17 protein-coding genes and 1 pseudogene are annotated in these 22,336 nt (G+C 70.5%); 4 read left to right on the top strand and 14 right to left on the bottom strand.

The genetic code is table 11. The annotated features are described in order from the left end of the window. From ACZ4AA_RS36950 to ACZ4AA_RS37005, 12 genes and pseudogenes are all read right to left on the bottom strand, one after another. A pseudogene (locus ACZ4AA_RS36950) lies at positions 1-308 on the bottom strand (glucose-6-phosphate isomerase); the annotation flags it as partial. 740 nt (positions 309-1,048) lie between these two features. Next, complete coding sequence (locus ACZ4AA_RS36955; protein ID WP_003957010.1) at positions 1,049-1,384, bottom strand: RNA polymerase-binding protein RbpA; 336 nt, start codon at positions 1,382-1,384, stop codon at positions 1,049-1,051. Positions 1,385-1,620: 236 nt separating this feature from the next. Beyond that, entirely contained in the window at positions 1,621-1,857 is a 237-nt protein-coding gene (gene secG / locus ACZ4AA_RS36960; RefSeq protein ID WP_467612622.1) for a preprotein translocase subunit SecG, read from the bottom strand. A 98-nt stretch (positions 1,858-1,955) separates the two neighbouring features. Further along, entirely contained in the window at positions 1,956-2,732 is a 777-nt protein-coding gene (tpiA, locus tag ACZ4AA_RS36965; protein ID WP_467612625.1) for a triose-phosphate isomerase, read from the bottom strand. A 5-nt stretch (positions 2,733-2,737) separates the two neighbouring features. Beyond that, on the bottom strand, positions 2,738-3,949 hold the full coding sequence (locus ACZ4AA_RS36970) for a phosphoglycerate kinase (protein ID WP_467612627.1): 1,212 nt from the start codon (positions 3,947-3,949) through the stop codon (positions 2,738-2,740). A gap of 128 nt (positions 3,950-4,077) precedes the next feature. Beyond that, on the bottom strand, positions 4,078-5,088 hold the full coding sequence (gap, locus tag ACZ4AA_RS36975; protein WP_328668454.1) for a type I glyceraldehyde-3-phosphate dehydrogenase: 1,011 nt from the start codon (positions 5,086-5,088) through the stop codon (positions 4,078-4,080). Between the two features lie 192 nt (positions 5,089-5,280). Beyond that, positions 5,281-8,238 (bottom strand): M14 family metallopeptidase, encoded by a 2,958-nt coding sequence (locus ACZ4AA_RS36980; protein WP_467612630.1) that lies wholly within the window; start codon positions 8,236-8,238, stop codon positions 5,281-5,283. Positions 8,239-8,428: 190 nt separating this feature from the next. Then, on the bottom strand, positions 8,429-9,418 hold the full coding sequence (gene whiA, locus ACZ4AA_RS36985) for a DNA-binding protein WhiA (protein ID WP_037624822.1): 990 nt from the start codon (positions 9,416-9,418) through the stop codon (positions 8,429-8,431). Beyond that, the gene (locus ACZ4AA_RS36990; RefSeq protein WP_467612633.1) at positions 9,409-10,476 is read right to left on the bottom strand and encodes a gluconeogenesis factor YvcK family protein; all 1,068 of its coding nucleotides are present in this window, start codon (positions 10,474-10,476) and stop codon (positions 9,409-9,411) included. The genes whiA and ACZ4AA_RS36990 overlap by 10 nt, the downstream gene beginning before the upstream one ends. Further along, positions 10,473-11,492, bottom strand: coding sequence for an RNase adapter RapZ (gene rapZ / locus ACZ4AA_RS36995; protein WP_467612636.1), 1,020 nt, complete (start codon positions 11,490-11,492; stop codon positions 10,473-10,475). Before rapZ ends, ACZ4AA_RS36990 begins: the two co-directional genes overlap by 4 nt. Beyond that, on the bottom strand, positions 11,489-13,639 hold the full coding sequence (gene uvrC, locus ACZ4AA_RS37000) for an excinuclease ABC subunit UvrC (RefSeq protein WP_467612638.1): 2,151 nt from the start codon (positions 13,637-13,639) through the stop codon (positions 11,489-11,491). Before uvrC ends, rapZ begins: the two co-directional genes overlap by 4 nt. 71 nt (positions 13,640-13,710) lie before the next feature. After that, the gene (locus tag ACZ4AA_RS37005; protein ID WP_467612641.1) at positions 13,711-14,142 is read right to left on the bottom strand and encodes a hypothetical protein; all 432 of its coding nucleotides are present in this window, start codon (positions 14,140-14,142) and stop codon (positions 13,711-13,713) included. A 239-nt stretch (positions 14,143-14,381) separates the two neighbouring features. Between ACZ4AA_RS37005 and ACZ4AA_RS37010 the strand changes: the two genes are divergently transcribed. Further along, complete coding sequence (locus ACZ4AA_RS37010; RefSeq protein WP_467612644.1) at positions 14,382-15,329, top strand: hypothetical protein; 948 nt, start codon at positions 14,382-14,384, stop codon at positions 15,327-15,329. Between the two features lie 49 nt (positions 15,330-15,378). Here ACZ4AA_RS37010 and ACZ4AA_RS37015 read toward each other — a convergent pair whose 3' ends face one another. Beyond that, complete coding sequence (locus ACZ4AA_RS37015; protein WP_467612647.1) at positions 15,379-15,807, bottom strand: Rieske (2Fe-2S) protein; 429 nt, start codon at positions 15,805-15,807, stop codon at positions 15,379-15,381. Positions 15,808-16,085: 278 nt separating this feature from the next. Between ACZ4AA_RS37015 and ACZ4AA_RS37020 the strand changes: the two genes are divergently transcribed. Next, positions 16,086-17,159 (top strand): LacI family DNA-binding transcriptional regulator, encoded by a 1,074-nt coding sequence (locus tag ACZ4AA_RS37020; protein WP_467612650.1) that lies wholly within the window; start codon positions 16,086-16,088, stop codon positions 17,157-17,159. Next, positions 17,156-18,067 carry a carbohydrate kinase family protein gene (locus tag ACZ4AA_RS37025; RefSeq protein ID WP_467612654.1) on the top strand — a complete coding sequence of 304 codons (912 nt, stop codon included), beginning with the start codon at positions 17,156-17,158 and terminating at the stop codon, positions 18,065-18,067. Before ACZ4AA_RS37020 ends, ACZ4AA_RS37025 begins: the two co-directional genes overlap by 4 nt. Before the next feature lie 251 nt (positions 18,068-18,318). On the opposite strand, the gene uvrA is transcribed toward ACZ4AA_RS37025, so the two are convergent. Then, positions 18,319-21,417 carry an excinuclease ABC subunit UvrA gene (uvrA, locus tag ACZ4AA_RS37030; protein ID WP_467612657.1) on the bottom strand — a complete coding sequence of 1,033 codons (3,099 nt, stop codon included), beginning with the start codon at positions 21,415-21,417 and terminating at the stop codon, positions 18,319-18,321. Between the two features lie 223 nt (positions 21,418-21,640). On the opposite strand from uvrA, the gene ACZ4AA_RS37035 reads away from it, so the two are divergent. Beyond that, entirely contained in the window at positions 21,641-22,330 is a 690-nt protein-coding gene (locus tag ACZ4AA_RS37035) for a maleylpyruvate isomerase family mycothiol-dependent enzyme (protein ID WP_467612660.1), read from the top strand. The last annotated feature ends 6 nt before the right edge of the window (positions 22,331-22,336 follow it).

A 22,336-nucleotide genomic window follows, 5' to 3' on the forward strand; every position in this document is an offset into this window, starting at 1 on the left:
AGCGCCGTGTGCAGCACCGCCCGGTCCTCGGTCACGTTGATCTTCTCGCCCCGGAACATCGCGTCCCGCAGCCCGAACACGTCCGTGGCGACGGCCAGCTCGCGCAGCAGCCGCAGCGTCTCGTCGGTGACCAGGTGCTTGGAGTAGTCGACGTGCAGATCGCCGACCTGGAGCGAGTAGCCGGAGCCGCGTCCGGGTTCGGCCGCGAAAAGCTCGCGCAGATGGGTGCCGGCGAGCTCCTCGCGGTGCTTGGCCAGAGCGGTCCATTCGGGTGTCTGGTTGAGCCTGGTACGGCTGTCTGCGTTCATCTCGGACTTCCGCCTTCTTCCTGCCTGTGCTGCTGCGTACCTTGCCCCGCGCCGGTCCCAACCTAATTGATCAGGGCTGGACACGAGCTGTCGTAGTGCGTCCACCGGCTCAACAACAGATACGTCCCGGCGGCCCGCAGGTGTCAGCGCGACGACGGCGGAAGGCGGGCAGTCAGGGGCCACACGTCCGCGAACGGTGCCGGTCCGTTCGGCTCGGGGGCACGGCTTCGCGGGGAGCCGGCACCCGGTCGCGGGCCACCGAGCCCGGGCCGGGCAGGGCCGTGCGGGAGAGTCAACGCGGGATTCCGGGCTGCCGCGCCCGCCGGGTCCGAGCGGGCCGCGGGGCCGCGGGGGGAAAGCCGGCGCAGGGTTGCGGGCCACATCGCCCGCCTGACGGGACAGCGCTCCGCCGGGAGATCGCGCGGATTCCGGGCTGCCCGGCCCGTCATGATTCCGGGCCCACGCTGCTGCATCGGCGTGACCGGCCGCCGTTCCGTCCCCGCACGCGGGACTCGGCGGCGTACGAAGCGGGCGCACGCGGGACGCGGCGGCGCACGGAGCGGGCACCGAACGACGGGCGCGGGACACTCGTCCGTCCGGCACCAGAAAACGTGAGACCGGCACCGGATGCGCGTCCGGGCGCGACGGAGTCGGCGGTGGGTGGGCGGCCACCGGCCACTACGTCACCGCGACACGCTTCCGGCCAGACGTCCGCAGGACACCCGGCCGGCTCTCAACTCCTAGATCTCGCCCCGCAGTTTGGCGAGCGCCTCGGCGAGAATCGCCTCGCCGTCCGCGTCGCTGCGCCGCTCCCGCACGTACGCGAGGTGGGTCTTGTAGGGCTCGGTGCGCGGCGGGTCCGGGGGGTTGTCCCGGTCCTGTCCGGCGGGGAAGCCGCAGCGCGGGCAGTCCCAGGTGTCGGGAACCTGCGCGTCGCTGGCGAAGCTGGGCTGCGTCTCGTGCCCGTTGGAGCACCAGAAGGAGATGCGCAGCCGTGGCGCGGACTCGCCGCGCTCGGCCTCGCCCATCGGCCCCGCCCCGACCCGGCTTCCTCGGATCGCGTTGCCACTTGCCACGGTCGTAACTCCCTGCGTGATGGTGCCGCGAAGCGAGTCGGCGTGTCGCTTCGTTGCGAGCGCCTCAGTCTACGTAAGGCCCAACGCGCGTCCAGTGATTGGAGTTACATCCCCACCCCTAGACGCAAGCCCCATGATAGGCGGCGCCTGGAGGCGCGTACCGGACATGGGGCCTTACGTGCGGAATGTGCTTGCGTAATGTGCAGTTGTGCTGCCGTACCGATGATGTTCGGTGATCAGTTGTTGATCTTCATCAGCAAACCGAGAACGACGATGCAGGCGAACCAGAGCAGACCGATCATCAAGGTGATGCGGTCGAGGTTGCGCTCGGCGACCGAGGAGCCACCGACGGACGACTGCATGCCGCCACCGAACATGTCGGACAGGCCGCCGCCCTTTCCCTTGTGCATCAGCACCAGCAGCATCAGCAGCAGGCTGAAGACGATCAGGGCGATCGAGAACCCCAAAACCACGGCTGGACCAACTTCCTCGGGACTGGATGGACGACGGGGGTCCGGCGCGATGGCACCAGACCCCCGCAAGGGTACGACGAATCGCCGCTACCGCATACTTACTGGTCGCGGAACCGGACGATCTTGACGAACTCGTCGGCGTCGAGCGACGCGCCGCCGACCAGAGCGCCGTCGATGTCGGGCTTCGCCATGATCTCGGCGACGTTTCCGGACTTGACCGAGCCGCCGTACTGGATGCGGACCGCGTCGGCCAGCTCCTGGGAGTACAGCTCGGCGAGCTTGGCGCGGATCGCGGCGCAGACCTCCTGCGCGTCGTCGGCGCCGCAGACCTTGCCGGTGCCGATGGCCCAGACGGGCTCGTACGCGATCACGACGGACTCGGCCTGCTCGGCGGGGATGTCCTTGAGACCGCCCTCGACCTGGCCGAGGGTGTGGGAGACGTGGTTGCCCGCCTCGCGGACGTCCAGCTCCTCGCCCACGCACAGGATCGGCGTCAGACCGTGCTTGTAGGCGGCCTTGACCTTGGCGTTCACGACGTCGTCGGTCTCGTTGTGGTACTGGCGGCGCTCGGAGTGGCCGACAGCCACGTACGTGCACTTGAGCTTCGCCAGCATCGAGCCGGAGATCTCGCCGGTGTAGGCGCCGGAGTCCTGCGCGGACAGGTCCTGGGCGCCGTACTTGATCTTGAGCTTGTCGCCGTCGACCAGGGTCTGCACGGAGCGCAGGTCGGTGAAGGGCGGCAGGACGGCGACCTCACAGGCCTCGTAGTCCTTGTCGGCCAGGGCGAAGGCGAGCTTCTGGACGTGCGCGATGGCCTCGAGGTGGTTGAGGTTCATCTTCCAGTTGCCCGCCATCAGCGGCGTGCGCGTGCTCATCTAGGTCAGTCCTCCAGTGCGGCGAGGCCGGGGAGCGTCTTGCCCTCGAGGTATTCGAGGGAGGCGCCGCCACCGGTCGAGATGTGGCCGAATGCGTTCTCGTCGAAACCGAGGGTGCGCACCGCGGCGGCGGAGTCACCGCCACCGACGACGGTGAAGCCCTTGGACTCGACGAGGGCCTGGGCGACCGCCTTGGTGCCCTCGGCGTAGTCGGGGTGCTCGAAGACGCCCATGGGACCGTTCCAGAAGACGGTCTCGGCGTCGGTGAGCTTGGCGGCGTACAGGGCGCCGGTCTTCGGGCCGATGTCCAGGCCCAGCTGCCCCTCGGGCATCTTGTCCGCGTCGACGGCGCTGTGCTCGGACGGCGCCTTGGTCTTCAGGTCCGGGAACCCGGGCGAGACCACGACGTCGACCGGGAGCACCAGCTCGACGCCCAGCTTCTCGGCGCGCGCCATGTACTCGGTGACGGCCGGGATCTGGTCCTCCTGAAGCAGCGAGGCGCCGACCTCGTAGCCCTTGGCCTTGAGGAAGGTGAAGGCCATGCCGCCGCCGATCAGGATGCGGTCGGCCTTGCCGAGCAGCTGGTCGATGACGGCGAGCTTGTCGGAGACCTTGGAGCCGCCGAGCGCGACGACGTACGGGCGCGCGACGTCCTCGGTGAGCTTCTTCAGGACGCCGACCTCGGTGGCGATGAGGTAGCCGGCGTAGTGCGGCAGCCGGGCCGGGAGGTCGTACACGGAGGCGTGCTTGCGGTGCACGGCACCGAAGCCGTCGCCCACGTACACGTCGGCGAGGGCGGCGAGCCGGTCGGCGAACTCGCCGCGCTCGGTGTCGTCCTTGGACGTCTCGCCGGCGTTGAAGCGGAGGTTCTCGATCACCGCGACCTGGCCGGGCTCCAGACCGTCCACCGCCTCGTGGGCGGCGGGGCCGACGGTGTCCTGCGCGAACGCGACCGGTGCGTCGAGGAGTTCACCGAGGCGCTCGGCGGCGGGCAGCAGCGAGAAGGCCGGGTCAGGGGCGCCCTTGGGGCGGCCCAGGTGCGAGGCGACGATGACCTTGGCGCCCGCGCCTGCCAGCGCCTTGACGGTGGGCAGGACGGCGCGGATACGGCCGTCGTCGGTGATGAGGCCGTCGGCCAGCGGCACGTTGAGGTCGGCGCGGACGAAGACCCGCTTGCCGGACACTCCTTCGGCGAGAAGCTCGTCGATCGTCTTCATGAAGCGACTCCTAGGAAAGGCTCTGGGGATCCGAGGGGGCTGATCGGTCACGACGTGGCGCAGGGCTCGGGCAGCGCGGCGTCGCGCTGCCCGAGCCCTGGCTCACATCGAGGTGCCTGCTCGGGTGACTAGAGCTGGCCGCCGACGAAGACCGTGAGGTCCACGAGGCGGTTGGAGTAGCCCCACTCGTTGTCGTACCAGCCGAGGATCTTCACCGTGTTGCCCTCCTGGACCATGGTCAGGGAGGAGTCGAAGGTGCAGGAGGCCGGGTCGCTGACGATGTCCGAGGAGACGATCGGGTCCTCGGTGTACGCCAGGAAGCCCTTGAGGTCGCCGTCCTCGGACGCCTTCTTGAACGCGGCGTTGACCTCGTCCTTGGTGACCTCGCGCTGGAGGGTGACGACCAGGTCGGTGGCCGAGCCGGTCGGGACCGGGACGCGCATGGCGATGCCGTCCAGCTTGCCCTTGAGCTGCGGGAGGACCAGGGCGGTGGCCTTCGCGGCACCGGTCGTGGTCGGGATGATGTTCTCGGCGGCGGCGCGGGCGCGGCGCAGGTCCGAGTGCGGGAAGTCCAGGATGCGCTGGTCGTTGGTGTACGCGTGAACCGTCGTCATCAGGCCCTTGACGATGCCGAAGTTCTCGTCGAGAACCTTGGCCATCGGCGCCACACAGTTGGTGGTGCAGGAGGCGTTGGAGATGATGTTGTGGTTCGCCGGGTCGTACTGGTCCTGGTTGACGCCCATCACGATGGTGATGTCCTCGTCCTTGGCCGGAGCCGAGATGAGGACCTTCTTGGCGCCGCCGGCGATGTGCTTCTCGGCGTCGGCCTTCTTCGTGAAGATGCCGGTCGACTCGATGACGATGTCGACGCCGAGCTCACCCCACGGGATGTCGGCGGGGTTGCGCTCGGACAGGACCTTGATCGTGTGTCCGTCGACGGTGATCGTGTCGGCGGTGTGCGACACCTCGGCCTTGAGGCGGCCCAGAATGGTGTCGTACTTGAGCAGGTGGGCGGTGGTCGCGGTGTCACCCAGGTCGTTGACAGCCACGATCTCGATGTCAGCACCCTGCTCCAGCAGCGCGCGGAAGTAGTTACGACCGATGCGGCCAAAGCCGTTGATGCCTACGCGGATCGTCACGAACCGATCTCCTCGTTAGGTACGCCGACTCAAGTGTCGGCGAGTTTGTATGGGATGTCCCCGACCGCCTCCGACCCTACCTCCCCCAAGGCCCCTGAGTGACATCGACCACGGCCATACACGGCAGGGCGATCCGTACCCGTCAGTAGGGGTACGGATCGCCCGTTCTGTTCATGTGATGGTCACGTACGGTCAGTTGTCGAGTGCCGAAAGTGCCTTTCCGATCAAAGCCGCGCGGTCGGCAGCCGTACCGACGTGTTCCAGGCCGAAGCCCAGCAGCACGGTGTTCTCCGTGGTGACCGCCCCGTAGGTCTTGAAGAGCTCCCCGGTGCGCGTCCAGTCCCGCAGCACCGCCGGACTGCCCGCGGGCGGTCCGGCGACGCTCCAGGGGCCGAGGGAGGACTCGAAGCCCTCCGTGGCCACGGAGTTCCCGCCGACCACGAGGGAGGCGTCGTCGACGAGGAGACCGTGACCGCCCGTGCTCGGGTCACTGATGTAGCTGATCGAGACCTCGATGGACCTGCCGGCGTACGCGCTCAGGTCGAAGGAGACCTGCTGCCAGCCGCTGGACGCGCCGGTGAGGCTGTTCCACCGGCCGCTCGATCCGGTGGCGGTGCAGCCCGCCGCGCTCACGGTCAGATAGTGCCTGATCCACGGGTGTTCCTGGGCGAGGAAGCCGGCCTCGCACTCGGCCGGGACGGCCGTCGTGGTCGCACCGCCCGCCTCGGGAAGCGTGGTCCAGTCGTCGGCGCCGGTCGTGTGGACCTCGACGACCGCGTGGTCGTAGCCGGGCTCGGTGTCCCACAGCATCCGGGAGCTCAGCGCCGGCTTGTCGGCGGCGGAGACACCGGTGAGGTCGATGGTGCGGGTGAGCCGCTTGTAGGCGTCGTCGGTGTGCACCGCGGCGGCCATGTACGAACCCGCGTAGGGCCCGTACGGATTCACGGTCCCGCTGAACTGCCCCGCTCCCGCGCCGGAGGCGAACTGCGGGTACTGCGCCCCGGAGAGCGAGTCGGAGGTGACGCCGTAGGTGCCCGCCGCGTTCAGCGGGTTGCCGGGCGCGTCACCCAGCGCTCCCGTGGCGCCGCCGAGCTTCCCCGAGCCGGTGAAGCCCTTCGCGCCGGGCGTGGACGTACGGGAGTAGGCGCCCAGGTAGTACTGGCTGAAGTCGTTCGAGAGCGTGCCGCCGCCGAGGTCGACGCTGCCGCCGGCGAGTTCGCCCGCCTCGACCAGCTTGCCGCCCTCGTTGAGGAAGGCCCGCAGCTGAAGCTGGGTGGCGTTGCCGGGCCGCAGGGCGCCGGTGTAGTGGACGACGGTCCCGAAGTGGTCGAGCACACCGAGCGCGTCGGGCGCGCCCTGGGTGGAGACGTCCCAGACCGGGGCCTTCCGCCCGTCGGCCTTCAGCGCGTCGACGTAGGTCTGCGCCTGCGTGGCGGCGGCGCCCTCCTCGGCGACCACGAGCACGTCGGCCTTCTGCCGCTGCGCCACCGTGTACGTGAAGTGGCTGCTGGCGGTGGGCTTTCCGGCTCTGGTCTCTCCGGTGAACCAGACCTCGACGCTGTCGCCCGGGCCACCGTCCGTGATCTTGGCGCGGTACTCGTCGAAGTAGAGGTTGTCGGAGCCTCCGTAGGTCTCGCCGCCCCGCCAGGGCCTGACCGCGACGGTGTGCGTACGGCCGCCGTCGACGCGATACCTGAGCCGCTTGTCGCGCACGGACTTGCGGACGACGGCGGAGACCTCCTGGCCGGCGCCCCGGGAGTACGACGTGGTGAAGGCGGCCGGGGTGAAGTCGGGCGCGTCGAGGCCCACCGAGGAGGACGGCCGGTCGGGGTGCGCCGCGGTCTCGGCGACGGAGAGCGCGAACGGGACGTTCTTCTCGAACTCCTGCTCGATCAGCTTCTCGTCGTCCGGGAAGGTGAAGACCGAGGCGCAGTCCGCCGCGTTCCAGGCGTCGTTCGGGTCGATGTCCGAGGCCGTCTGACAGGTCGACATCTCGGGGGTGAACATCGCCATGCCGTTGACGTTGCCCGCGTGGCCGTCCGCCTCGCCGTTGGTGGTGTACAACTCCGAGGAGACCTGCGGGTGATAGCCCGGGATCGCGGAGTGCTCCGGGGTCCCGGCGAGCGCCTTGTAGAGCACGTCGTCCGGCGTCGGCGTCGCGACCTGCCAGCCCACTCCGTAGAGCAGCAGTTCGGCGGCGGAGTGGTAGTTGATCCCGTACGTGAAGCCGACCCGCTTCTCGAAGGCGTCGAGCGCCCTGGTCTCGGGCTCGGACTCCGGGCTCGCGCCCCGGTAGGTCTCACTGGTGGGGTTGGGGGACGAGCCCTCGTCGTCGTAGCCCCACTTGTAGGCGAAGTTGCGGTTGAGGTCGACGCCGTCACCGGTGGAGATGACGCCGTCGCCGTTCACGTCCCGCAGGTTCTTGCGCCACTGGCGGGTGTCGGCGTCCTTGAAGGTGTAGTCGTAGCCGTCGGGGTTGGCCGACAGGACGAACCACAGCTCGGTGGAGTCGACGATCTTCTTGACGCGCTTGTCGGTGGAGTAGTGGTCCAGGTAGTAGTGCATCAGCCGCCGCGTCATCTCGGGCGTGATCCACTCGCGCGCGTGCTGGTTGGACATGTACAGCACCGACGGCTTGGAGCCGTCCTTGGTCTTCCTGGCGCCCTTGGTCAGCTTCAGCGCGAGGATGTCCTGGCCGTTCAGGGTCTTGCCGATGGAGACGACCTTGGTCAGTCCCGGGTTGGCCTGACCGGTCCTGATGATCTCCTCTTCGAGGTTGCCCTTCCCGCTGTACGGGCGGAACACCCCCTGGTCGGCGGCCGCGACCCGGCTCTCGGCCCGGGCGGAGAGCGTGTGCTCGGTGAGGTCGACGCCCTGCTTCTCCAGCTTCGCGGCCTGCTGGTCGGTGACGTAGACCTCGACCGTGCTCCTGCCGTTCTTCCAGGTCGTGTCGCCGAGTTCGTGACTGTCCTGGCCGGCCGCGAGCAGCAGGGGTACCTGCTGCTTCGTGACCTCGGCGCGGAACACCTTCACGGCGTTCGCGTCGGGCCTGGGTGAACCGCCGTCCTGCGCGCGGGCGACCGGCGCCACGGCCGCACCGCCCAGCAGGAGCGCGCCGGTAGCGAGGATCGCGCTCGCTCTTCGTCTCATGAGCCCCCCTTGCACGGGTTCGCCACAGCAGCGAACAGATGCCAGGCTCATGACACTTCAAGGTCAAGTCAAGGGTGCCTCGCGGGCCGAAGGACACCGGCGCCGATGCCCCAAGTGGGCTTCGGCGCCGGCATGGTGACTCTCCGTCAGCTGATCCCGTACGTCGTTCACGACGCCCCGCGGGTCCGGGTCAGCCCGCGAGGTTGTCCGCCATCTCCTCGGACAGACTCGACTCCGTCCCGGGGATCCCGAGGTCCTGCGCCCGCTTGTCGGCCATCGCCAGCAGCCGGCGGATCCGCCCCGCGACGGCGTCCTTGGTCAGCGGCGGGTCGGCGAGCGCGCCCAGCTCCTCCAGGGAGGCCTGCTTGTGCTCCATCCGCAGCCGCCCGGCGGCGGCGAGGTGCTCCGGCACCTCGTCCGCGAGGATCTCCAGGGCACGCTGGACACGGGCCCCGGCGGCGACGGCGGCGCGCGCCGATCTGCGCAGGTTGGCGTCGTCGAAGTTGGCGAGCCGGTTCGCCGTGGCACGGACCTCACGGCGCATCCGCCGCTCCTCCCAGGCCAGCACCGACTCGTGCGCGCCGAGGCGGGTCAGCAGCGCGCCGATCGCGTCGCCGTCGCGGACGACCACCCGGTCCACACCGCGCACCTCACGGGCCTTCGCCGCGATCGAGAGCCTGCGGGCGGCACCGACCAGCGCGAGCGCGGCCTCCGGACCCGGGCAGGTCACCTCGAGGGACGAGGACCGGCCGGGCTCGGTGAGCGAGCCATGGGCGAGGAAGGCCCCGCGCCAGGCCGCCTCGGCGTCGCAGGTGGCCCCCGAGACCACCTGCGGCGGCAGTCCGCGGATCGGGCGTCCCCGCCCGTCCACGAGGCCGGTCTGGCGGGCCAGCTGGTCACCGCCCGCGACCACGCGCACCACATAGCGCGAACCGCGCCGCAGTCCGCCGGGCGCCATCACGATCAGTTCGGAACTGTGGCCGAAGATCTCCAGAATGTCCCGCTTCAGCCGGCGCGCCGCCATCGCGGTGTCCAGCTCCGCCTCGATCACGATCCGGCCGCTCACCAGGTGAAGGCCGCCGGCGAACCGCAGGATGGCCGAGACCTCCGCCTTCCTGCAGCAGGTCCGGGTGACGGGGAGCCGGGAGATCTCGTCCTTCACCGCTGCCGTCATCGCCATGGGCCGATCCTTCCATGCATCCGAAAAATACGGTCGTACGCGGCGGCCAACAGCTCCGGATCGTGCCGCGGAGATCCGTCGGGCCTGGCCACCGGCGCCAGCTCGACCGCGGCACCGAACCGCTGGGCGGCGTCGGCGAGAGATTCGCGGTCGGGCACGGCAGCCTCGTCGGCCAGCACCACGTCCAGGGCGAGTTTAGGGGCGTGTCGTCCCAAAACCTCCAAATGACGCTGCGGGGAGAAGCCCTCGGTTTCTCCGGGCTGCGGTGCGAGGTTCAGGGAGAGTACCCGGCGGGCCCTGGTCTGGCTGACGGCGTCCAGCAGTTCGGGCACCAGAAGGTGCGGAATGACCGAGGAGAACCAGGACCCCGGGCCGAGAACCACCCAGTCCGCGTCCAGGACAGCGGCCACGGCCTCGGGCACGGCCGGCGGGTCGTGCGGCACGACGTGCACGGACTGGACCTCGCCGGGGGTGAGCGCCACGTTCGCCTGGCCCCGGACGGTGGCGATCTCCTCGGGCCGCTCCGGGTCGTGCCCCTTGACCAGGGCCTGGAGCTCCAGGGGCACGGCGGACATCGGCAGCACCCGGCCGTGCGCGCCGAGCAGCTTGCCGACCAGGTCGAGCGCCTGCACATGGTCGCCGAGCTGTTCCCACAGGGCGACGATCAGCAGATTGCCGACCGCGTGTTCGTGCAGGTCGCCCTTGGACTGGAAGCGGTGCTGGATGACGCGGGCCCAGGTCTGACCCCAGTCGTCGTCACCGCACAGCGCCGCCAGCGCCTTGCGCAGATCACCGGGCGGCAGGACGCCCAGCTCGTCGCGCAGGCGCCCGCTGGAGCCGCCGTCGTCGGCCACGGTGACGACGGCGGTGAGGTCGCCGGTGATCCGGCGCAGCGCGGCGAGCGAGGCGGACAGCCCCATGCCGCCGCCGAGGGCGACGACCTTGGGCTGCGCCCCGCGGCGGCGCGGTCTGGCGCCGCGCGCCGCGGCCGGCTGGGTCCGGTCCCGGGGGATCTCCCGGCGCAGCCGGCCCAGCCGCAGGGTGGTACGTCCGGTCACTCGCGCCCCATGTCCCGGTGGACGAGCACGGTCTCCACGCCCTGGGAGGCGAGGCGGGCGGCGAGCTTCTCGGCGGTCGCCACCGAGCGGTGCTTGCCACCCGTGCAGCCGACGGCGATGGTCACATAGCGCTTGCCCTCGCGCCGGTAGCCGGCGGCGATGAGCTGGAGCAGCTCGGAGTAGCGGTCGAGGAACTCCTTGGCCCCGGGCTGGCTGAAGACGTACGCCGAGACCTCCTCGTTCAGGCCGGTGAAGGGGCGCAGCTCCGGGACCCAGTGCGGGTTGGGCAGGAAGCGCATGTCCACGACCAGGTCGGCGTCGACCGGCAGGCCGTACTTGAAGCCGAAGGACATGACGGTGGCCCGCAGCTCGGGCTCCTCCTCGCCCGCGAACTGGGCGTCCATCTTGGCGCGCAGCTCGTGCACGTTCAGGCTGGAGGTGTCGATGACGAGGTCGGCGTCGCCGCGCAGCTCGCGCAGCAGCTCGCGCTCGGCGTCGATCCCGTCCACGATGCGGCCGTCCCCCTGGAGCGGGTGCGGTCTGCGCACCGACTCGAAGCGGCGCACCAAGGCCTCGTCGGAGGACTCCAGGAAGACGATCCGCCGGGTGACGCTGCGGGACTCCAGGTCGGCGAGGGATTCGCGGAGGTTGTCGAAGAACCGGCGGCCTCGTACGTCGACGACCACGGCGATGCGTGCCACGTTGCCCTGGGAGCGGGCGCCGAGCTCCACCATGGTGGGGATCAGGGCGGGCGGCAGGTTGTCGACGACGAACCAGCCGAGGTCCTCCAGACACTTGGCGGCCGTGGACCGGCCGGCTCCGGACATGCCGGAGATGATCACCAGCTCGGGAATGACGGCGTCCGGGACTCCCGCCCCGGCCGTCTCGATGCCCGTACCCACCTGTGCTCCGTCTTCCTTCGGCGCTTCACGCTCGGCGTGATTCTCGCCCGCCTGGCTGTGTGTCTCCTCGCCCTGTGCCGGGCGTTCCTGATCACGCGCTTCGTTCTCGGTCATGTCTCCTGCCCCCGTCGCTCGTCCGAGGCTCCCGCGGTCACGGGCTCCTCCACGGGGCCCGGCGTCGTCCCGGGCGCCGCGTGTTCGTCGTCTTCCATGATCTCTCCAGTGGCCGTGTTCACGGCGGGTGCCGCGGGGGTCGCCTGGGCGAGGGCCACGGCGATGGTCTCCGCCGTCTTGCGTCCCACACCGGGAACCTCGCAGATCTGGTCGATCGTCGCGGACCGGAGCTTCTTCACGGAGCCGAAGTGTTTGATCAGTGCCTGCTTGCGGGACTCGCCCAGGCCCGGCACGTCGTCCAGAGGGCCCGACCGGAAGCGTTTGGCCCGCTTGGCGCGCTGGTAGGTGATCGCGAAGCGGTGGGCCTCGTCCCGGACCCGCTGGAGCAGATACAGGCCCTCGCTGCTGCGCGGCAGGACCACGGGGTCGTCCTCGCCCGGCAGCCACACCTCCTCCAGGCGCTTGGCGAGTCCGCAGACGGCGATGTCGTCGATGCCGAGTTCGTCCAGGGCCCGCTGCGCGGCGGCGACCTGCGGGCGGCCGCCGTCGACGACCACGAGCTGCGGCGGGTAGGCGAAACGCTTGGGACGGCCGTCGTCCTCGGAGAAGGCGCTCAGCGAGAGGGGGGCCGCGGAGGCGGAGCCGTCGGTGTCCGCCCCATCGGTCCCGGCGGGCGGGGCGGAAGGCGCGAGGGTCCGGGCGATGCCCGAGGCGGCGTCCTCGGCGTCCGTCCACTCCCCCGTCCGCTCCTTCTCCACGAGGTAGCGCCGGAAGCGGCGGGTGATCACCTCGTGCATGGAGCGGACGTCGTCCTGGCCGGCGAAGCCCTTGATCTGGAAGCGCCGGTACTCGCTCTTGCGCTGGAGTCCGTCCTCGAAGACGACCATCGAGGCCACCACGTCGTCGCCCTGGAGGTGCGAGATGTCGTAGCACTCGATCCGCAGGGGCGCGCTGTCCAGGCCGAGGGCCTCGGAGATCTCCTCCAGGGCGCGCGAGCGCGTGGTCAGGTCGGAGGCGCGCCTGGTCTTGTGCAGGGCGAGCGCCTGGAGCGCGTTGCGCTGCACGGTCTCCATCAGCGCCTTCTTGTCGCCGCGCTGCGGTATGCGGAGCGACACGTTCGAGCCGCGGCGGGCGGTGAGCCACTCCTGAACCGGTTCCACCGGATCGGGCAGCGCCGGGACGAGCACCTCCTTGGGGACGGAGTCGCCGCTCTCCTCGCCGTAGAGCTGCTGGAGCGCGTGTTCGACGAGGTCACCCGTGGTGAGCGCCTCCACCTTGTCCGTGACCCAGCCGCGCTGGCCGCGCACGCGGCCGCCGCGCACGTGGAAGATCTGCACCGCGGCTTCCAGCTCGTCCTCGGCGACGGCCATGAGGTCGGCGTCGGTCGCGTCCGCGAGCACGACCGCGTTCTTCTCCATGGCCTTCTTCAGGGCCTCGATGTCGTCGCGCAGCCGGGCCGCGCGCTCGTACTCCATCTCCTCGGCGGCTTCCGTCATCTGCTGTTCCTGCCGGCGGATGTACGTCCCCGTACGGCCCGCCATGAAGTCGCAGAACTCCTCGGCCAGATCGCGGTGCTCCTCGGGCGAGACGCGGCCCACGCACGGGGCGGAGCATTTGCCGATGTAGCCCAGCAGGCAGGGCCGGCCGGTGCGGGAGGCGTTCTTGAAGACTCCGGCGGAGCAGGTGCGGACCGGGAAGACGCGCAGCAGCAGGTCGACGGTGTCGCGGATGGCCCACGCGTGTCCGTAGGGACCGAAGTAGCGCACGCCCTTCTTCTTGGCGCCGCGCATCACCTGGACGCGCGGGAACTCCTCGTTCATCGTCACGGCGAGATGGGGGTAGCTCTTGTCGTCGCGGTACTTGACGTTGAACCGGGGGTCGTACTCCTTGATCCAGGAGTACTCCAGCTGAAGGGCCTCGACCTCCGTGGACACGACCGTCCACTCCACCGACGCGGCCGTCGTGACCATCGTGCGGGTGCGCGGGTGGAGATTCGCCAGGTCCTGGAAATAGCTCGCCAGGCGCTGACGCAGGCTCTTCGCCTTTCCGACGTAGATCACCCGGCGGTGCTCGTCGCGGAATTTGTACACCCCCGGGGAGTCCGGGATCTGTCCCGGCTTGGGGCGGTAGCTGGAGGGGTCGGCCATGTCACACACCCTACTGGCGCGGGCCGACACCGCGGTCGGCTCCCGGACCGCCTGTGGAAAACCTCGCGGTCTCAGCCGCGGCGCCTGCGCAGGGCCCGCGAGACGCTCAGGACCAGCGCGACCAGGGCTCCCGCTCCGGCCGCCGCGGACGCCACCACCACGAAGGGGTCGGTCGGGTCGCCATCGCGGGTACGGACCCGGCCGCCCTCGCGGCCCCGCCCGTGCTTCCCGCCGTGCCCGCGGTCCCGGCCGTCCTCCCCGCCATGCCCGCCGTCGTCCCCGTGCTCCCCGCGTGCCGCCGGGGATGCGCCGGATCCGGCCACCTGGGGCAGGTCGCGGCGGACCGCCGTGCCGGACGGCCCGAAGGGGGGTCCGCGGTGTCCGACCGCGTGGGCGGCCGTGTCCGCGGGGCCCTCCGCGCGCCCGGGGGCCGCCGTCGCCGGTGCGGTTCCCAGTGCGGCCAGGACGACAGCGAGTGCGACAAGTCGCCGAGTGCGGCGCATCGTGTGTGCTCCCGAGTGGGGTCGAGGAAGGACGGAGCGCGTCCGGGGGGCTGCGGTGAGCCATGTTGAGCATCAGGTGTTGTCGGGGCTTGGTCAACACGCTTCAATGCGGGGGAACTCGGGGCGTGAACGGCGAAACCCGCGCGTGTACAGCCCCCGCGCGCCCACCGGGCTGCGCCGACGAACCGCTCTCCGACGGTCTGACCAGCCGTTGTGAACATCCACAGAAAGGCCCCTGCATGCGGACCGGCACACAGCACGCGGACGTCGCCACGGCGGAACTGGACACGGCCCTGCGGGGCGGCCCCTTCCATGTCGCACTGCGCGCAGCCATCACCGCCCGTGGGCTGCCGTTGCAGCGCGTCCAGCACCATCTCTCCCGGCATGGTGTCAAAGTCGGTGTGACGAGCCTGAGTTACTGGCAGCAGGGCGCCCGCCGCCCTCAGCGCCCCGAGTCCCTGCGGGCCGTCCGCGCGCTGGAGGAGATACTCCAGCTGCCCGACGAGTCGCTGATCAGGCTGCTCGCCGAGGCCGAGGAGCGCTCGGAGCCGGAACGTCCCACGGGGCGTTCCTACCGTGCCCTCATGGAGGCCTCCGGAGTCCTGGAGCGGCTGCTCGCCGAACTGGAGTCCCCGCTCGACGGCGGTCTGCACACGCTCGGCCATCACGAGCGCGTGCGCATAGGCGCCCGTCGCGAACTGCTGGGCCGCGAATCCCACCACATCGTGCGGGCCCACAGGGACGGGGTGGACCGCTATGTGGCCATCCATCACGGCGACCCCGGATGCGCACCGGACCGGACGACGGTCCGGGCTCTGGAGAACTGCCGTACGGGGCGGGTGCGCTGGCACGGCGACACCGGTGTGCTCGTCGCCGAACTGCTCTTCGACACCCGGCTGAGGGCGGGCGAGACGTATCTCTTCCGCTACGCCTTCGACGACGGCACGGCCGGGGCGTCCAGCGAGTACGTCCGCGGGTTCGGCTTCGCGGGCGGACAGTACGCGCTCCAGGTGCACTTCACCGAGAACGCGCTGCCGGTGCGCTGCCACCGCTTCACCCAGCATTCGGCCGCCGCGCCGCGCAGCGGCCGCCAGGAACTGCCGCTGAGCGGCCGGCACCGCTCGGTGCACCTGGTCGAGCCGCGGGTGCGGTCGGGGATCGTCGGGATCGGCTGGGACTGGGAGTGACCTCCCGCTCGGGTGCGGTCCCCCGCCCTGTCCGGGGACCGCACCGGGCTCAGGCTCCCGGTCCGGCGACGATCTTCCCGTTCTTCTCCTCGACCGGCAGCGGGTGGAGCGGCACGGTGGCGGGCGCCCGCAGCACCTTGCCGGTCTCCGCGTCGAACTCGCTGCCGTGACAGGGGCACACGAGGGTCGTGCCCTGAAGCTTGTTGATGGCGCACCCGGCATGGGTGCAGATCGAGCTGAACGCCTTGAGGGAACCGTCCTCGGCGCGGCTGACCACGACGTTGTGGTCCTGGTACAGCTGAGCACCGCCCTTGGAGACCTCGCCGCCCGCGCCCAGGGTGACGGGAGCGGTCGGCGTGGCGGGGGTTCCGCCCCCGCTGCCGCCGCCTGAGCACGCGGCCAGGCCGAGTCCGGCGACCGGCGTGATCGCCGCTCCCCGCAGGACGGTACGACGGCTCGCGGACGGACGGCCGGACATGGCATCTCCACTGGTAGAGGGCGCCGGCGACACTCCACCGGCGGTGACGGGGCTGAGCACGGCGAGGCGCCGCGCACCGACCATACCGGCACAGATCACCCCGCTGATCACGGGGCGGGTCCGCGCGACGCAGGACGTAAAGGCTTGCGCGAACGTCTGCGTAAGCGCATGCGTAAGCGCATGCGCAAGCGTTTACGTCTGCCACCGGCTGCGATAAGTTCGCCCGAGAACGATGTGTTCCAGGACCCAAGAGCGGCATGTTCCGGGGAGCGAGCGCCATGGTGACGATGACCGATGTGGCCCGGCGGGCGGGCGTGTCCGCCGCGACCGTCTCGCACGTCCTCAACGCCACCCGTCCGGTGCTGCCCTGCACACGGCAGGCCGTTCTCGACGCGATCGACGAGCTGGGCTATACCCCCAACACCCTCGCCCGTTCGCTCGTCACCTCCCGTACGCGGTCCATCGGGCTCGCGGTGTCGGCGATCGGCAACCCCTACTTCACGGAGATCCTCCAAGGCGTGGAGGCCGGAGCCCTGGAACACGGCTACGGCCTGCTGATCGCCGATCCGCACGACGATCCCGGGCACGAGCGCACGGTCGTCCAACTGCTGCACGAGCGGCGCGTGGACGGACTGATCTTCGCGCCGTCGCCGAGTCCGGACGCGCTCCTGCGCTACCTGGGCCGGCACGAGGTACCGACCGTCTTCCTCGACCGGCTCGTGGAGGCCCCCGCCGGAAGCGGATTCCGTCACGACCAGGTCTGCGCCGAGAACACCGCCCCCATGGCGAGTCTGGTGACGCACCTCGCCGAGCGGGGGCACCGGCGTATCGGACTGGTCGCGGGCCTGCCGGGACTGAGCACCACGACGGAGCGGATCACCGGCTACCGGCACGGCCTCGCGCAGGCCGGACTCCCCTACGACGAACGGCTCGTGGCGCACGGCGACTCCCGGACGGAGGCGGCCGAGGAGGCCACCCACCGGCTGCTGTCGCTCGGGGCGCCGCCGGGCGCTCTCGTGACCGCCAACAACGCCATGACCGTCGGCGCGCTGCGGGCCCTGCGCGACCGGGGCCTGTCCGTCCCCGACGACGTGGCGCTGTGCTGCTTCGACGACTTCTCCTGGGCGGATCTGTTCACGCCGCGGCTCACCGTGATCGCCCAGCCGAGCAAGGAGATCGGTGCCACGGCCGTCCGGCTGCTGCTGGAGCGGCTGGCGTCCCCGCACCGGGAGAGCCGCACCGTCCGGCTCCCCTCCGCCTTCGTCCACCGCACCTCGTGCGGCTGCCCCGCCGGCGCCGTAGGCGCCGAAGGCCCCGAGACACACACCCCGAGGAAAGGATCCGCGTCGTGATCGTCGTCGCCGGTGAGGCCCTGATCGATCTGGTGCCGCAGGGCTCCGGCGCGCTGGCGGAACTGCTGCCTCGCCGGGGCGGCGGCCCGTACAACACGGCGGTGGCGCTCGGCCGCCTCGGCTCTCCCACCGCCTTCTGCTCGCGTGTCTCCCGTGACGCGTTCGGCGATGCCCTGCTGGACGGGCTGGTGGAGGCCGGTGTCGACGTGTCGTGCGTCCGGCGCGGCGCCGAACCGACGACTCTGGCCGTCGCCACGATCGGGGCGGACGGCTCGGCCGCGTACTCCTTCCACGTCGAGGGGACGGCGGACCGTCTCTTCACGGCCCCGGACCGGCTCCCCGACGGGACGCGGGCCGTGTCGTTCGGCACCTGCTCCCTCGTCCTGGAACCGGGCGCGAGCGCGTACGAGGAGCTGATGCGGACCGCCGCCGCGCAGGGCGTCCTCACCGCGCTCGACCCGAACATCCGCGCCGGTCTGATCCCCGATCCGGACGCCTATCGTGCCCGGTTCAAGAGCTGGCTGCCGTCGGTGTCCCTGCTCAAGCTGTCCGAGGAGGACGCCCGGTGGCTCGGCGGCACCCCGCTCGAATGGCTGGCCGCCGGTCCCTCGGCGGTGGTGATCACCCAGGGCGGCGAGGGTCTCACCGCGTTCACCCGGGACGGCTCGGTGTACTCCGTGCCCGGCGAGCCCGTGGACGTGGTGGACACGATCGGCGCGGGTGACACCGTGAACGCGGCGCTGCTGCACGGCTTGGCCGTCCGGAACGCCCTGTCCCCGTCCGCACCGGCGGAACTCGGCGCCCGGGGCTGGACCGAGCTTCTGGGTTTCGCGGCCCGCGCGGCGGCGGTCACCTGCTCACGCGCCGGAGCCGAACCGCCGTACGCCCGCGAACTCGGCGACCTGTAGGGACGCCGCACCCGTCCCGTTCGGCCTTCGGAACTCGACGGGCGGGGCGGTCCGGGTGCTCGCCTCCTGGGCGGGCGAGGCAGCTGAATCGTCAACGGGCGGCGCCTCACGGGGAGTTCCCGCGGGGCGCCGCCCGTCGAGGCGAGGTGGGACCGGCCCGGTCCGAGGTCCGGGACCGAGCCCAGGTTCGGGACCGGGCCGAGATCCCAAACCGGTCCGAGGTCCCGGACCGGTCGGGTCAGGCTGGTCGGTCAGGCCTTTCGGGCCCGCATGGTCTTCTTCGCGGGGGTCACCTTCTTGGCCGCCGCCTTCGTGGCGGTCTCCTTCGTGGCTGTCTTCTTCGCGACGACCTTCTTCGCGACGGTCTTGTCCGTGGCGGCGGTCGCCTTCTTGGCCGCCGTGCCGTCGACCGTCCTCGTGGCCGTCTTCCGTGCCGTCGTCCCCGCGGCGACCGTCTTCCTGGCGGCCGTCTTGCGGGGGGCCTTCACGGGAGCCGCGTCACTGATCCGGTCGGCGCCGAGGATCTCGCGCAGGAACTTGCCGGTGTGGCTGGTCGGGACACCGGCGACCTCCTCGGGCGTGCCCTCGGCGATCACGAGACCGCCGCCGTTGCCGCCCTCGGGGCCCATGTCGATGACCCAGTCCGCGGTCTTGATGACATCGAGGTTGTGCTCGATGACGATGACCGTGTTGCCCTTGTCGACCAGACCGGACAGCACCGTGATGAGCTTGCTGATGTCCTCGAAGTGCAGGCCGGTGGTCGGCTCGTCGAGGACGTACACGGTGCGGCCGGTGGAGCGCTTCTGTAGCTCGCTGGCGAGCTTGACGCGCTGTGCCTCACCGCCGGACAGCGTCGGCGCGGACTGCCCGAGCCTGACGTAGCCGAGGCCGACGTCGTTCAGTGTCCTGAGGTGGCGGGCGATCGCCGGAACCGCCTCGAAGAAGTCGAGCGCCTCCTCGATGGGCATGTCCAGGACCTCGGAGATGGACTTGCCCTTGTAGTGGACCTCCAGGGTCTCCCGGTTGTAGCGCGCCCCGTGGCAGACCTCGCAGGGGACGTACACGTCCGGCAGGAAGTTCATCTCGATCTTGATGGTGCCGTCGCCGGAGCAGTTCTCGCAGCGGCCGCCCTTGACGTTGAAGGAGAAGCGGCCGGGCAGATAGCCGCGGACCTTCGCCTCGGTGGTCTCGGCGAACAGTCTGCGGACGTGGTCGAAGACTCCGGTGTACGTCGCCGGGTTCGAGCGGGGCGTACGGCCGATGGGCGACTGGTCGACGTGCACGACCTTGTCGACGAGGTCGTCGCCCTCCACGCGCGTGTGCCGCCCCGGCACGTTCCTCGCGCCGTTCAGTTCACGGGCCAGGTGCGTGTACAGGATGTCGTTGACCAGAGTCGACTTGCCGGAACCCGATACGCCGGTGACGGCCGTGAGGACGCCCAGCGGGAAGGACACGTCGATGTCCTGGAGGTTGTTCTCGCGGGCGCCGTGCACCGTGAGCCGGCGGCCCGGGTCGGCGGGGCGGCGGATGTCCGGGGTCGGGATCTGCCGCTTGCGCGACAGATACTGGCCGGTGATCGACTCGGGGTTGGCGAGCAGTTCCTTCAAGGGCCCGCTGTGCACGACCTTGCCGCCGTGCTCGCCCGCGCCGGGTCCGATGTCGACGACCCAGTCGGCGACCTTGATCGTGTCCTCGTCGTGCTCGACGACGATGAGCGTGTTGCCCATGTCCCGCAGGCGGACGAGGGTCTCGATCAGCCGGTGGTTGTCCCGCTGGTGCAGACCGATGGAGGGCTCGTCGAGGACGTACAGGACGCCGACGAGTCCGGAGCCGATCTGGGTGGCCAGACGGATGCGCTGGGCCTCGCCGCCGGAGAGTGTGCCGGCCGCGCGGTTCAGCGACAGATAGTCGAGGCCCACGTCGACCAGGAAGCGCAACCGTTCGTTGACCTCCTTCAGCACGCGCTCGGCGATCTTCTTGTCGCGCGCGTTGAGCTTCAGTTGCCCGAGGAAGTCCGCGCAGTCGCTGATGGACATGGCGGCGACCTCGGCGATGGACTTCTCCATGACCGTGACGGCGAGGACCAGCGGCTTCAGACGCGTGCCCTGGCAGGTGGGGCAGGGCACCTCGCGCATGTAACCCTCGAAGCGCTCGCGACTGGCGTCGCTCTCGGACTCGCCGTGGCGCCTCTTGACGAAGGGGACGGCCCCTTCGAAGGGCGTGGTGTACACGCGCTCGCGGCCGTACCGGTTGCGGTAGCGGACCTCGATCTGGGTCTTGTGGCCGTAGAGGAGGGCCTTCTTCGCGCGCTGCGGCAGCCCGGCGAAGGGGATGTCGGTCCGGAAGCCCAGCGCGTCCGCGAGGGCGCCGATCAGCCGGCCGAAGTAGTCCTTGGTGTGCCCGTGCGACCAGGCGTGGATGGCGCCCTCGTCGAGGGACTTGTCCTCGTCCGGGACGATCAGCTCGGGGTCGACCTCCATGCGCGTGCCGATGCCGGTGCACTCGGGACAGGCGCCGAACGGCGAGTTGAAGGAGAAGGAGCGGGGCTCCAGCTCCTCGAAGGACAGGTCGTCGTACGGGCAGTACAGGTGCTCCGAGTACATGCGCTCGCGCTCGGGGTCGTCCTCGGGGAGGTCGACGAAGTCGAGCACGACCATGCCGCCGGCCAGTCCGAGGGCGGTCTCCACGGAGTCGGTGAGACGGCGCTTGGCGGAGTCCTTCACCGTGAGACGGTCGATGACCACCTCGATGGTGTGCTTCTCCTGCTTCTTCAGGGTCGGCGGTTCGCTGAGCTGGATCGTCTCGCCGTCGACCCGGGCACGGCTGTACCCCTTGGTCTGGAGGTCGGCGAAGAGGTCGACGAACTCGCCCTTGCGCTCGCGCACCAGCGGCGACAGGACCTGGAAGCGACTCCCCTCCGGGAGCTCCAGCACCTTGTCGACGATGGCCTGCGGCGACTGACGCGAGATGGGACGACGGCACTCCGGGCAGTGCGGCTTGCCGATGCGCGCGAAGAGCAGCCGCAGATAGTCGTAGACCTCGGTGATGGTGCCGACCGTCGAGCGCGGGTTGCGCGAGGTCGACTTCTGGTCGATGGAGACCGCCGGGGAGAGACCTTCGATGAAGTCCACATCCGGCTTGTCCATCTGGCCGAGGAACTGGCGGGCGTACGAGGAGAGGGACTCCACGTAGCGCCGCTGGCCCTCGGCGAAGATCGTGTCGAAGGCGAGGGAGGACTTGCCCGACCCCGACAAGCCCGTGAACACGATGAGCGAGTCGCGCGGGAGGTCGAGCGAGACATTCTTCAGGTTGTGCTCGCGCGCTCCACGGACGATGAGACGGTCGGCCACGCCGGTCCGCACCTTTCTTGAGAGAAGTGACAGGGGCCGCGGGCCCCCGTCATCTCAGACTAGGGCGAGCCACTGACAGCGCCGGTTGCTTTCGCTGGTTCACAACAATCCCGGACCGTCCAGCATGCCCGACGCCACCGTCGAGCTTATAGCACGCGTATTCGATTTAAGGGCTGGGCCGTCCAGCTTCACCCGAACGTGTGGCGGGGCTAGGGTCGACCTCATGATGGATCATGTGCGCGACCTGGCGTCTGTACGTGACGCTACGGAACGACTGCTCACCGCGGTCGCCGAACTGGACAACGCCGCCGCGGCCGAGCCGTCACGGCTTCCCGGCTGGAGCCGTGGCCATGTGCTCGCCCACCTGTCCCGCAACGCGGACGCCCTGGTGAACGTTCTGGAGGGGCGCCCCATGTACGCCTCCGCGAGCACCCGGGACGCCGACATCGAGCGGGACGCGTCGCGCCCCCTGGACGTGCAGCTGGCGGACCTGCGCGAGAGCGCGGCCCGCTTCGGGGACACGGGAGCCGCTCCCGCGGACTGGTCCCGCACGGTGGAGCTGCGCAACGGGGTCACCGACTCCGCGGCCCGGGTGCCGTTCCGGCGCTGGGTCGAGGTCGACCTGCACCACGTCGACCTGGGCATCGGGTACGAGCTGGAGGATCTGCCGGAGGAGTTCGTGGCCCGGGAGATCGACTTCCTCGCGGAGCGGTTCGCCGGCCACAAGGAGGTGCCCGCCACGACCCTGGACGCGGGCGACGGCAGGACACGGACCACGGGCAGCGGCGCCGGGGGCGGACCGGTCGAGGTCCGGGGCCCGGCGGCCGACCTGCTCGGCTGGCTCTGCGGCCGCCGCGACGGCACGGCCCTGACGGTTCGCGGCGGCCCTCTCCCGGCCCTGCCTCCGCTATAGGCTGCC

It is taken from the genome of Streptomyces sp. NPDC024698 (assembly GCF_055559015.1).